Annotated in this window: 13 protein-coding genes and 2 pseudogenes; 3 read left to right on the top strand and 12 right to left on the bottom strand. The window is 56.1% G+C overall.

Annotated features, from left to right (window positions below; translation table 11 throughout):
- The first annotated feature begins 29 nt into the window (after window positions 1-29).
- The 3 genes from ACF8ML_RS02045 to ACF8ML_RS02035 all read left to right on the top strand — a co-directional run bounded on the left by ACF8ML_RS02045 (window position 30) and on the right by ACF8ML_RS02035 (window position 3,888).
- Window positions 30-1,046: a tripartite tricarboxylate transporter substrate binding protein gene (locus tag ACF8ML_RS02045; RefSeq protein ID WP_047327286.1), complete on the top strand. Its 1,017-nt coding sequence runs from the start codon at window positions 30-32 to the stop codon at window positions 1,044-1,046.
- A 4-nt stretch (window positions 1,047-1,050) separates the two neighbouring features.
- Window positions 1,051-2,967, top strand: a complete 1,917-nt coding sequence (locus ACF8ML_RS02040) for an AMP-binding protein (RefSeq protein WP_047327285.1) — start codon at window positions 1,051-1,053, stop codon at window positions 2,965-2,967.
- Between the two features lie 192 nt (window positions 2,968-3,159).
- Entirely contained in the window at window positions 3,160-3,888 is a 729-nt protein-coding gene (locus ACF8ML_RS02035) for a DUF4198 domain-containing protein (RefSeq protein WP_046987806.1), read from the top strand.
- A 114-nt stretch (window positions 3,889-4,002) separates the two neighbouring features.
- Here the strand turns inward: ACF8ML_RS02035 and ACF8ML_RS02030 are convergent, their stop codons facing one another.
- The 12 genes and pseudogenes from ACF8ML_RS02030 to ACF8ML_RS01975 all read right to left on the bottom strand — a co-directional run.
- Complete coding sequence (locus ACF8ML_RS02030) at window positions 4,003-4,716, bottom strand: hypothetical protein (protein ID WP_047327284.1); 714 nt, start codon at window positions 4,714-4,716, stop codon at window positions 4,003-4,005.
- A 116-nt stretch (window positions 4,717-4,832) separates the two neighbouring features.
- Window positions 4,833-5,705 (bottom strand): hypothetical protein, encoded by an 873-nt coding sequence (locus ACF8ML_RS02025; RefSeq protein WP_313282162.1) that lies wholly within the window; start codon window positions 5,703-5,705, stop codon window positions 4,833-4,835.
- 14 nt (window positions 5,706-5,719) lie between these two features.
- On the bottom strand, window positions 5,720-6,139 hold the full coding sequence (locus ACF8ML_RS02020) for a hypothetical protein (protein WP_272206918.1): 420 nt from the start codon (window positions 6,137-6,139) through the stop codon (window positions 5,720-5,722).
- A gap of 60 nt (window positions 6,140-6,199) precedes the next feature.
- Entirely contained in the window at window positions 6,200-6,778 is a 579-nt protein-coding gene (locus ACF8ML_RS02015; protein ID WP_392406083.1) for a hypothetical protein, read from the bottom strand.
- A 10-nt stretch (window positions 6,779-6,788) separates the two neighbouring features.
- Window positions 6,789-7,286 (bottom strand): hypothetical protein, encoded by a 498-nt coding sequence (locus ACF8ML_RS02010; protein ID WP_334313820.1) that lies wholly within the window; start codon window positions 7,284-7,286, stop codon window positions 6,789-6,791.
- 64 nt (window positions 7,287-7,350) lie between these two features.
- On the bottom strand, window positions 7,351-7,905 hold the full coding sequence (locus tag ACF8ML_RS02005; RefSeq protein ID WP_392406081.1) for a hypothetical protein: 555 nt from the start codon (window positions 7,903-7,905) through the stop codon (window positions 7,351-7,353).
- A gap of 13 nt (window positions 7,906-7,918) precedes the next feature.
- A complete protein-coding gene (locus ACF8ML_RS02000) occupies window positions 7,919-8,386 on the bottom strand; it encodes a hypothetical protein (protein WP_139093507.1) in 468 nt (155 codons plus the stop codon).
- A 385-nt stretch (window positions 8,387-8,771) separates the two neighbouring features.
- A complete protein-coding gene (locus ACF8ML_RS01995) occupies window positions 8,772-9,299 on the bottom strand; it encodes a hypothetical protein (RefSeq protein WP_156136076.1) in 528 nt (175 codons plus the stop codon).
- A 51-nt stretch (window positions 9,300-9,350) separates the two neighbouring features.
- A pseudogene (locus tag ACF8ML_RS01990) lies at window positions 9,351-9,695 on the bottom strand (AHH domain-containing protein); the annotation flags it as partial.
- An 18-nt stretch (window positions 9,696-9,713) separates the two neighbouring features.
- Window positions 9,714-10,106 (bottom strand): annotated as a pseudogene (locus ACF8ML_RS01985) (RHS repeat-associated core domain-containing protein); the annotation flags it as partial.
- Window positions 10,107-10,487: 381 nt separating this feature from the next.
- Window positions 10,488-10,916 carry an SMI1/KNR4 family protein gene (locus ACF8ML_RS01980; protein WP_152683584.1) on the bottom strand — a complete coding sequence of 143 codons (429 nt, stop codon included), beginning with the start codon at window positions 10,914-10,916 and terminating at the stop codon, window positions 10,488-10,490.
- A 2-nt stretch (window positions 10,917-10,918) separates the two neighbouring features.
- Window positions 10,919-12,058, bottom strand: a 1,140-nt coding sequence (locus ACF8ML_RS01975; RefSeq protein WP_392406078.1) for an RHS repeat-associated core domain-containing protein, incomplete at its 5' end; no start/stop codon positions are given.

Here is a 12,058-nt window from a genome sequence, read left to right as displayed (position 1 = left end):
CAGAACACATAAACATTCAAGGAGACAAGATGGCAGGCATCACAAAAAGACAGGCGCTGGCCAAGGGCATGGCGCTGGGCGCCATCGGCGTGGCTGCGATCGCATCGCTGTGTGGCGCGGCGCAGGCCAATACCGATACCGGTGCCTGGCCCGACAGGCCGATTCGCCTGGTCGTTCCCTTCCCGCCGGGCGGACCCACCGATGGTGCGGCGCGCGTCTACGCCGAGGCGCTGGCGCGCCAGCTGGGCCAGCCCGTGGTGATAGAGAACAAGCCCGGCGCATCGGGCGCGGTGGCGGCAGGCCAGTTCCGTACGGCAGCGCCTGACGGCTATACGCTGATGATGATGGTCACGCCCACCATCATGGCGCCGCATTTCTTCAAGAACGTCAAGTTCCACCCGGCCACGGATTTCGCCCCGGTCACCAAGATCTATGACTTGCCCAATGTGATTGCGGTCAATGCGCAGTCCTTGCCCAAGGTGACGGATCTCAAATCGCTGTTCCAGTACGCCAAGGCGCAGCCCGCCACGCTGGACTACACCAGCTCCGGCGCGGGCAGCTCGGGCCACCTGAGCATGGAGCTGATGAAATCCGCCAGGCTGCACACCATGCAGCACGTGGCCTACAAGGGCAGCGCGCCCGCCATGAACGACACGCTGGGCGGCGTGGTGCCGGTGATCTATGCGGACATGGTGTCTGCGCTGCCCCATATCCGCAGCGGGCGGCTGAGGGCACTGGCGGTGGGCACGCCGCAGCGCGTGAAGGCGCTGGACGGCGTGCAGACCATGGCCGAGCAGGGCTTTGGCGGCTATGAGGCGTCGTCCTGGGGCGGCCTGGTGGCACCCAGGGACACGCCGCGCGCCATCATCGACAAGCTCAGCGCCACCTCGCGCCAGCTGCTGGCCACCGACGAGGTGCGCGACCGTTTCGAGAAGATCGGCGTGACGGCCGCCTACCTCAACCCCCAGGACACCGAAGGCCTGATCCGCAGCGACTACACGCGCTGGGGCGAGGTGGTGCGTACCAACGGCCTGGGCGCGGAGTGAGCGCATGGCCATGAGTCCTATTCCTGCGCAATCCATGTTCCGGCCCCTGCGGGCCGTGCGTTCCCTGGCCGATGTGGAGGCCATCGAAAGCCAGCCCATGGCCGGGCTGATCACGGCGCAAACGGTCTACGACCTGTTTTGCAACTCCGCGCGTGAGCACGGCCAGGGCAGGGCGCTGAGCTTTCTGCCCCAGGCCGGCAGCGTTCATGACGCCCTGCACCTGAGCTATGCCGAACTGCTGGGCAAGATCCACCAGACGGCCAACGCCCTGCATGCGCTGGGCATGGGCGCCAGCGACACGGTGGCCATCCTGCTGCCCGGCTGCATGGAGTACCACTTTGCGCTGTGGGGCGGCGAGGCGGCGGGCATCGTGCAGCCCATCAATCCTTTGCTGAGTGCCGAGAAGATCTCTGCCCTGATGCGGACCACGGGCGCGCGCTTTCTGATCGCCTGGGCGGACGAGGACGATGCCGGCATCCGCGAGAAAGCCACGGCGCTGGATGCGGATCTGGCGCATGTGCTCTGGGTCTCGCATGAAGGCCGGGTTCCCCAGGGGGATGGACAGCGCTGGCCCGCCAGCGATCTGAACGCCGCCCTGGCCGCCCAGCCATCCGACCGGCTGGTGAGCGGGCGCCAGCCCCAGGCCGGCGACGTGGCGGCCTACTTTCATACCGGGGGCACCACGGGTGCGCCCAAGATCGCCGTGCAGACGCATGGCGCCCAGGTCTACACCGCCTGGGCCAGCGTGCAGATGCAGGGCCTGAACACGGCCGACCGCACCATCAACGGCTACCCGCTGTTCCATGTGGCGGGCGTGCTGCCGGGCTCGCTGGCCTGCTTCTCGGCCGGGGCCCACGTCATCATTCCGACCACGGGGCTGTTTCGCAACAAGGCCGTGATTGCCGGCTTCTGGCGCATGGCGGCACAGTGGAAGCCCACGCTGATGTCGGCCGTGCCCACGGTGCTGGCCGCGCTGGTGGAGGTGCCGCTGCAGGGGGCCGATGTGTCCTCCATCCGCTACTTCCGCACGGGCGCCGCGCCGCTGTCGCCCGAGGTGGCGGCGCGCTTCAAGGCGCACAGCGGTTTCCATGTGCACGAGAGCCTGGGCATGACCGAGATGACGGGCATCTCCACCATCACGCCGCCCGGCCTGCACGCGGCGGCGGGCCATGTGGGCCTGCGCCTGCCGTTTGCGCGCCTGGCCGTGCGCCGCATGGGGCCGGACGGCAGGCCATCGGACCAGGAAGCCGCGCCCGGCGAAACCGGCATGGTGGTGTTCCAGTCGCCCAACCTGTTTGCCGGGTACCTGGGCGGCATCGCGCCGTCCAGCTACCTCACCGATGACGGCTGGCTGATCACAGGGGACCTGGGCTCGGTCGGCGACGATGGCCTGCTGCGGCTGCGCGGGCGTTCCAAGGACGTCATCATCCGCAGCGGCCACAACATCGATCCGCAGGTGATAGAGCAGGCGCTGGAGCGCCATCCCGCCGTCAAGGCCTGCGCCGCCGTGGGCGCGCCCGATGCCTATGCGGGCGAGGTGCCTGTGGCCTTTGTCGCGCTCCAGCCCGGCGCCCAGGCCGATGAGACCGAACTGCTGGCCTTTGCCGCAGCCGGCGTGGACGAAGCGCCTGCGCGCCCGCGCTATGTGCGCATCATCGATGCGCTGCCCACCACCAACGTGGGCAAGGTCTACAAGCCGCGCCTGCGCAGCATGGCTGCTGAAATCTACGCCCGCACCCTGGTCGCCCAGGCGCATGAGCGCATGGGCCTGCCGCTGCCGCCCGCCGACAGCACCACGCATGCGGAAGGCGAGGGCTTTGTGCTGCGCCCGGACAGGGCGGCTGACCGGAGCCCTTGGGAGCAGGCCGCCAAGGCGCTGGCCTTCACGGGCGAGCCGGTGCGCATCGAGGATGCCGCCTGAGCGCTGGGCCGGACCCCATTGCAGCCACCTGGTGAACTGCGCCGGGGCGGTGTGCAATGCGCATAGAATGCAAACCATTCGCATTCAATAATCAATGCGGCGACATGCGGCCGCACCCCACTCCCAACACGTTCATGCCGTCGGCCCGTTATGGCGCCGATGGCTGTTTTTTTGTCCTTTGAGGAAGCTGCAATGAAGAAACACTGGATTCTTGTCTCCGCACTCCTGGCCGCCAGCGGCGCCAGCCAGGCCCACCAGATCTGGCTGGAGCAGCCGGCCGGCGAAACCGCCGTGATCCGCTTTGGCGAATTCGGCGACAACCTGCGCGAGACATCGCCGGGCCTGCTCGACAAGTTCGGCAAGCCCGTGGCCACCCTGGTGTCTGCCCAGGGCGAGAGGGCGGCCGATGGCCGCAAGACCGGCACCGGCTTTGCGCTGCCCTTCAAGGCCGGCCAGGGCGACAGCATCGTGGCCGAGGATGCCGGCTACCCGCTGTACACCAGCAAGAAGGGCGAGCAGGAACTGCGCAACTGGTACCACCCGGCCGCGCGCCTGATCACCGGCTTTGCCGCCCAGGCCCCGCGCCTGACGCTGGATGTGGTGCCCTCGGGCAAGGCCGGCGAATTCAAGGTCATCTACAAGGGCCAGCCCCTGCCCAAGGCCAAGGTCGTGCTGACCGTGCAATCGGGCTGGAGCAAGGAAGCCCATGCCGACGAGCAGGGCTTGGTGCAGTTCGACATGCCCTGGAAGGGCACCTACGTGGCCGAAGCCACGCACGACGAGCGCAGCGGCGGTGAGCGCACCGGCCCGAACGGTGCAGAAAAATACGACGGCGTGCACTACGTGACCTCGGTCACCTACGTCAAGCCTGATGGCGTCGCCGCCATCCCGGCCGGCCCTGCAGCCAAGCCCAACAAATAGGCACTGCGGTCCTGCACGGCCCGCACCGCCCCGCACCGGCCGGTGCGGGGCACCGGTTTCCATGGCGTCCGGGCCTGCAGGCATACGGGCGCGACGCCAGCCACCAGGCAGGGCTCAGGGCAGGAACGGTGACGACAGCAGCCGCAAGCCGATGGAAAACCACCGCTCCTGCGTGCTGCTGCCCGCGCGGTTGCCGTAGGTGGCATCGACCTGCACATGATTGGGAACCAGCCAGTAGCGCAGGCCCATCTGGTAGAAGGGCTTGCCCTGGTTCTGGCCGAATGTCTCGGCAATCAGCCAGGTGCTCTGGCTCAATTGGGCCTCGGTGGCCAGGCCCCAGGTCATGAGGTTGCGATGCGTCTGCGCCGTGCGCAGCCAGCCCACGTTGGTGTGGAAGAACAGCCGGTCATCGCGCAGCGAGAACGTGACGGGCACATAGGCGTACAGGTCTCCCCGGCCCTGGCCCTCGTCATTCGGATGCCGGGCATTGCCCACGGCCAGGCCCCAGCCCCAGCCATTGGGCTGCAGTTCCTTGAACAGGGTCTTGCCCTGGATCACCACATCCGTGGTCCGGCTGCTGCCGTCCTCTCGCGTGCGTGCCGCGCCCAGCGTCAGCTCCAGATTGCCCGTGAAATTGCAGGCCGGCTGGGCCCAGAACTCCGTGCTGTCCTTCTTGGACTTGACCCAGCTTTCCAGCTGGCAGGACTTGGCATCGACGATGCGGGCATCATCCGTGATCATGGGCCGGGCTGCATGGGCCGGGCTGGTGCCGAGACAGGCTGCCAGGCCCAGGGCTGCCGCCGTCCAAAGGGAGTGGGAATTGCGCATGGCCCGCCATCCTAAAGCCGAAAAATGACGCCACCAGAACATTGTTGTGCCAGGAGCGCCACAACAACGGCTGTGCACGGATTTCCCCCATATGGCCCATATGGCCCTATATGCCCTTATATGGCTGGCACATCTAGGCACAGACGCAGACCCGCCATCTGGCCGGGCATGTTGGCCAGCGGCAGCTGAAGCTCCGTCAGCAGCATGGCCTGCTGCATGGGATGCTGAAACGGATAGAACGCCGCCGCACCGCCACGGATGCGCCACTCGTGCGGGCTGGCCTGCAGCCGGGTGAACGTGGCCACGGCCAACGCCGCCATTCCCCAGGGATTGGAGGCCGCGCGGTTGAGCTGCCCATCGCCAAACTGCGTCAGGCACACATCACCGGACAGATCGCGCTGGGGAACTGCGTCCCCGCACACATACAGCCGCTCCGTGCCTGCCTTCGCAACGTACTCCCACTCATGGTCCCAAGGCAGGCGATAGCCCGTGGCGGCCAAAAAGCGCTGCGCTTCCTCTTGCGTGACATAGGCGGGAAACGGCCCGTCCTCGCTGTAGAAATCAGGCCGCTCCAGCCCATCGCACAGCTCCACATGCTCTTCAATCACCCACTCGAACGTGGGAAAGCGGCCCATCAGAAATGCGGGCACATGCACGGGATCGGCCTCCTGCGCTGCATGGACCACCGGCGCAATCAAGGACCAGTCCTCCGCAGGAATCGAACCGCGCAGCTTATCCATCCGCTGCGCCGTTGCCCCGTAGGTGAAATCGCCGCCCAGCACCAGGGTCAGCGCGGTCTCATGCTGCGCGTCGTAAAAGCAGGGAACCTCCCATGCCGCGCCCTCAGCAGGTTCTGTAGAGAGGAGCGGTTTGGCGAACTCGAAGCCGCGCGGCAGCCCCTCCAGAATGGCTTGGGCAATCTCTGCGCGGCGGGAGGGCAGGGTGGATTGCCATGATTGGGGGCTGGCAAGCTCGGGTATGGTGTGCATGGTCGGGACAAAAATCACATGACTTCAAACAGATGAAATTTGACGCCGTGCGGATTCTTGCCGAAATCTCCAGACAGCTCGCCACGCATGGTCAGATCGCACTTCTTGTCTTGCATGAAAACATCCATCTCGTAGCCCCAGCCTCCGTAATTCAATCGATAGACCCTGATTGAAGAATTTTCATCGTCGGCACAAATTTCATCTTCTTCCAGAATGATCTGGCTACCTATTGGAGGAGGTGCAAGCGAGGTGAAATCGTCTTTGCCGAGATAATTTTCCAATGCTTCAAAAGCCTCATCCACTTGCAGTGGGCTGATGCCGAAGTGGGCTTCAAGGGTTTTCAGATCTTGGTGAAAGAATGCGGTCGCCAGCAAGCGGATGGATTTCTCTGCGGTCTCCAGGTTGAGTGTGTGAAGATTTTGGGGTGTATTCATATGAGTGGGCAGCTGCCATGTCTGGATGTTAAATAAAGATTGAAGGATTATTGGTGGTAATTATTTCAATATATGACCCGTGGCTACCAATATTTGTTTTATTTTTCTAAGCTTCCTGTTACTCCTTCTCGCCAGTACTGCAGATATTTCAGCGAAGTCATTTTCAACAGCCTTGGTGGAGATTTTTCTGTTTTTTATATCATCGATTATTGCGGCATTGGTTTCAAATGTAAGAGCTAGAGGGTTTTCCTTGTGGTATGAAAATCTACAAACGCATAGATCATTAATGATGAGTGCGCCATCGGAGTTTTTGCTGTCAAGGAACAATCTCATGTTGGCTGGCTTATTGATCATCTTAAGGATGGTGGATAACCTGAATCCATGGAAATCAAGGCCGCTGCCCCATATTTTCCCTTTGAGCGTGTATATCTTGAAGTTGATTCCCTGGTTTCTATTAACTATGGAATAGTATTTCTCGAATAATTCATGATCATGCGGATCTCCCTCTCTGGAAAATCCCGTGCATGCCAGGTCTTCTATGCTTTCTGGCACCGTTGCTGATGTTTCAACATTCAGACATATTTCTCCAAATAGATATTTTATTAAAATAATGCTTATATCTGGGTAATCGATTGTCATAATGTAGGGGCTATGTATCCAACTGTATGGGCTTCAATAATACATTTGCCTTTTGCAAAGGGAATCGTGTGGCAGAAAAGAAAGTCAGGCAATCGGCTCTGATTCTTAAGATGTTCAGTCCCACAGTGAGATGCCACGACCAGTAGCTCAAGAGTAGGCCGTGGTGCGGCCCAGGCCCCTTGGCCATGTTCGGCGGTGATCCAGTGGCGCGCCGATCTGGTCGCACTGGTACCAGTAGGTGCTGTGTTCCTCGCCCGCTCCCTGAATGGTGGCCAGCGGTACAAAGCTGCTTGGCTCGTAGATATAGATAGAGCGCCTGCCTTGCACCGCGTTGGCTGTGCACCATGAGGTCGCCATCCCACAGGTAGTGGGTGCTGCAGAAGACATCGCTTTTGGCGACACATCGGCCCGTGGGGTCGTAGGCGTAGCGGGTGGCCTGGGTGACTCCGTGGCGCGTGGTGTTCGATTCGATGAGCTGGTGGTCTGCGTTCCAGGTCAGGTCCAGCACTTCCTGAGTGTCGGTCTTTTGGTTGCCACGGGTGCGGCGGGTGACGTTGCCGCGCACGTCGTATTCAAAGTGGAGGCCCTGGTATAAGCACAGGCGGCATATTAGGTCTGCGGATATGAATTATGGCAATGGTTCCAGAGAGATGCACGTAGCTTATATTTATGTGCCAATTTGGGATTGCCCAAAGATCGGCGGATAGGTTATGAATAAACCTGGAGGCAATGGGTTTGCTTAGTTTTTGATGTACTAAGGTTTGGGTATCTGAAAAAACAAGGCCAAAAGGTAGAGTCCCCTGAAAACCACGATAGCTCGATACTCCTTTAGCATAGAACGCTACCTGTTTGAGAATAAAATCGCCTTCCGTATGGATGGAGTTATCTTTGAAGATTCGATCATAGTTGTCTTTATTTTCATAGATCAACGCAATGCTATGCTTCTCGTTTTCTTCAATCTCGCTATTTCTTGCATTTATCGATGCTGCTTCAGTATCCTCTTCGTATTCTTCGTCTTGCTCTGCAAGATGAGGACGTTCAAAGATTCGATGCTCCTGAAGCCAAGCATCGAAAGAGGGATCATTGGGAGATTTCCCAATGAATGAAACGAGAATTTTTCCATCCATAGAATATGAGATCCTACTTAAGGTTGAGATTCTTTGCGTCGAATTTGTTAATCTTTCTTATTCTTATGGTTTCTATGCCTTTCCACTTGTTTTTATAGAATATAATAATTATGTGGTTGTCCTTTTGATACGCTTGGACAAGGTCTTCCTGATTCTTGCTGACTGATTTTCCCAATTTTTCTTCAACCTGTGATTTGTCCATTGCAAAAGCGAGGTTGAATGGATTTTCTTTTTCAAAGCCTTTATTGATATCGAATGATTCAAAAGTGAACCAGCCATCCCCAATAGGTGGGGAAAGATATTTTTCCTTGTATGAATCTGTGGGGTCAAATTCCATGGAAATCAATTTGTCTTTGGTTTTTATTCTTGTTGTTGAATCTCCCTTTGGCATCTTTTTTATGTCATTCTCGAGAAGAAATGACTCAAAATCATCACTTGTCGAAGTATGACCTAGGAAGGATAGCAATCTTTCGGTATTCATCATATTTCTTATGTTGATGGTAATTTTGGTTTCACGGCTTTATGAGATAACGCCATGTCTTCGACATATTTATCAAAATCAAAATCCTTTAGCTCTTCCACTGATTGCATATACTCTTCAAGCATCCATGGTCTTTCGTGAGCCACGGATTTCCCCGGCGAGCAGGTCGCCGGCGTAGAGGAGGGGGGCGCCCGAAGGCATCGTGCTTGTCGATTCGCCGGCCCAGTGCGTCGTGGCTGTCGGTAGCCTACGTACGCACAGGCTTCTTGAGAGGAGTTCTGCAAAATCTAGTTTTCCGTGATTTCAACCAAATGAAATTAAATTTCACGGGTGATGATCGTTTGAAAACAGTTTTTTGCGAATCAATTTTCAATTGGCCAAGAGTCTAATTCTTGGAATAAACCACAAAACTACCTTTGTTCGGATTGCTACTGCCTTTCCAACCACAAGGAAATCCCGATGACTTATATATTTTAAATACTCTTTCAAAGAAATCTATTTTTTCCTCGGAGAATAATCTGGATTTTGCGCAAAACACCAAATCTTCATAAAATATATTCATTAGAAATTCATAGTCATCGTCATCTATACCTAATTCCATAATAAGATGTTTGTTGTTATTTATTATTTTTTCGTAATAATTTTCCGAATCTCGATGTATTGCAAATTTTTCCAAATAATTGGGTGGAGGCGGGATTTCAATTTTCTTTTGTGCGGAGGAAAATATATCTTGTAAAAAATAATAGGGTTTTTTGATATCCTGATCTGTATATATTTCTAAGGCTCTATGTATATTTGTGACAATCTCTGTATTTTTATCACTGCCTTTATATATAGTGCTGAGAAATTTATTATCCCTCATGAAAATTAAAATCTCCTGCACATCTGCCGGAAAGTCAGTTATGGTCGTCATTAGAATCCTCCTTTTTTCAAGAGATCGTCTCAAAGTTTGAATGTAGATCCTTCACTTTTCATTATTGGCGTTCCTTTTTTTTAACTCTTTGTGTAAGAAATCCTGCATTTCATTTACTCTTTTTGAGAGTTGCTTGGGACATCCGCCCGATGATGCTATTTCTCTATCTATTGCAGATAATATGGCGTCGGAATAGTCATTGTGATTAGTATTGTGGGTGGATTTTCCAAACCATTTTCCCTTCTTTCCTCCAAATTGCCCTGTTTTCTTGGGTAAATTGATAAGATTCTCTAAAGCGTGTCTGTCTATGCAGTTGAGAATAGGTCTTTTGTTAAAAATATCTTGTGGTACTTTGTGATGTGTTTGATGATCTGGAGATTTACCTGCTACCCGATCCATTCTATTTCGATGGGTTGATAGACCAGCAGGATCAATCCATTCAATTGGATTGACCCCATATAAATAGAAATTTTCACCACCAAACAACCCAATCGGATCCTGATGCACAAACCTTCCCACCACAGGATCGTAGTACCTGAACCGGTTGTAGTGCAGCCCCGTCTCGCCGTCAAAGTACTGTCCCTGGAACCGTAGCGGTTGCTCCACCAGCGCAAGGCTTTGTACCTCACCCTGGGCGGCCAGGGCCAGCGGGCGCTGGTCGTGGGTGAACACCGCCGCATCGTCCGTGCCGGTGCGCAGGTGCTGCAGCTGCTGGGTCTGGCCCCAGACCTTGTAGCTGGCGGCCCAGACGATGCGGCCGGCTTCGTCGGTGAGTTCCTGGGGGGCGCCGATCTGGTCGCAGTGGTAGTAGTAGGTGGCAAAGCTGGCTATGTCCGCTTCTGCCTGTGCGTTGCGGTTTTCTTCGCTCTTCCATTCCGACTCCAGCTTGGCCAGGGGCACGAAGCTGTCGGGCTCGTAGAGGTATTCGCTCAGGCGTGAGCCACGGATTTCCCCGGTGAGAATGTCGCAGTTATGTCGCGGGGCGGTGCGCTCGAATGCATATCGCGATCAATGCGCGGCGCCCACTGAAAAATACAGTGGATTGTTGTCCAGTTGTCGCGCCACTCTATGGAAGTATTGAAGTTCCATGTGTATGGCGGATCTATTAAACAAGTCTAACCCTCCGGAAAAGCACAGCTGCCTACGAATAGATGCACCGCTGTGAATATGAACAGTTTTACATAATGACTAATCTTCGGTGACGCTTCGATTTAATGCATTGAGCAATGCATCGAGAAAATCATCACCTATTTTTTTTGCACTTGCCCAGTCTAAATCACCAAGAGGCACAGCCCAGACGGAAGAATCATTGGGAAGATGTTTGAATATATAGCCTACTCCGCCGCCATTAGTGGCAAAACACAGGGCCTTATCCCCAAGATATTTTTTAACCAAAAAATCATTATTTAGAATCTCCAGCTCATCTATTGGCCAAAATGATAAATATAGACTACCAAATTGCCCTTCTCCTCCGTTGGCCCAGCGCATCCACTCAACGTAATTTGCAGGCAGGTTTAATATTTTGGATATATCATTAATATTTCTTTCTTCTAGGGGTGGGTCACGGTCATATTGATTTAATACTCTATTTTTTATAGATTCAATAATATCATTCATAATCAAAATGCTCCAATTTCATCAAAATACTGATAACTCTTCTTTAGTGCTCTCTTTCGGCATTTTTCCGAGACTCCAGCAGCTTTAAGATCCTTTGAAGAATATTCAAATTCCTCTCGAATTGTGCTTGACCGTTTCCCGTTGCCTGCTGCAACACGAGCATCGCGTCTGGCATTTTGTCGCGTGGTGATTGTGGCATGATTTGGACTTCTATTTAAGAGAATAGAAGGCGCATCACCTGAATTATATTTGGCGTATCCTTGACTTTTGGCCCATTCGTCTTGAACTACATGATGCGAGTCTTTGGGCCTACGTGGTGATGGTTGATCGCGGTGTCTTGTAATATCGCATGGATCTCTGCGGCATCCGCACCTCTTCTTGGGAGCTAGTCCTAATGCATCGCTCCAATTACTAGTATTCGGTGCATACAAAAATAAATTATCACCCCCCTCCAACCCAATCGGATCCTGATGCACAAACCTTCCCACCACAGGATCGTAGTACCTGAACCGGTTGTAGTGCAGCCCCGTCTCGCCGTCAAAGTACTGTCCCTGGAACCGTAGCGGTTGCTCCACCAGCGCAAGGCTTTGTACCTCACCCTGGGCGGCCAGGGCCAGCGGGCGCTGGTCGTGGGGGAACACCGCCGCATCGTCCGTGCCGGTGCGCAGGTACTGCAGCTGCTGGGTCTGGCCCCAGACCTTGTAGCTGGCGGCCCAGACGATGCGGCCGGCTTCGTCGGTGAGCTCCTGGGGGGCGCCGATCTGGTCGCAGTGGTAGTAGTAGGTGGCAAAGCTGGATTGGCCCGCTTCTGCCTGTGCGTTGCGGTTTTCCTCGCTCTTCCATTCCGACTCCAGCTTGGCCAGGGGCACGAAGCTGTCGGGCTCGTAGAGGTATTCGCTCAGGCGTGAGCCACGGATTTCCCCGGCGAGCAGGTCGCCGTCGTAGAGGAAGGTGGTGCGCCCGAAGGCATCGTGCTTGTCGATGCGCCGGCCCAGCGCGTCGTAGCGGTAGCGCGTGGTCTGGACGGTGGCGGCAGGCTCTGGCTGCGTGTTCGATCCGGCGATCTTCGGTTCGGGCCTGTCGTGGTAGCGCGTGACCGTGGATTCGAGCATCTGGTGCTCGGCGCTGTAGCGAAAGCGCTG

Source organism: Delftia sp. WSY_10, from assembly GCF_043104705.1.
In the GTDB taxonomy this organism is placed as follows: Bacteria; Pseudomonadota; Gammaproteobacteria; order Burkholderiales; family Burkholderiaceae_C; genus Comamonas; species Comamonas tsuruhatensis.
Note: the sequence above shows the minus strand (reverse complement) of the source record. Positions and strands in the feature narration are given on the sequence as shown.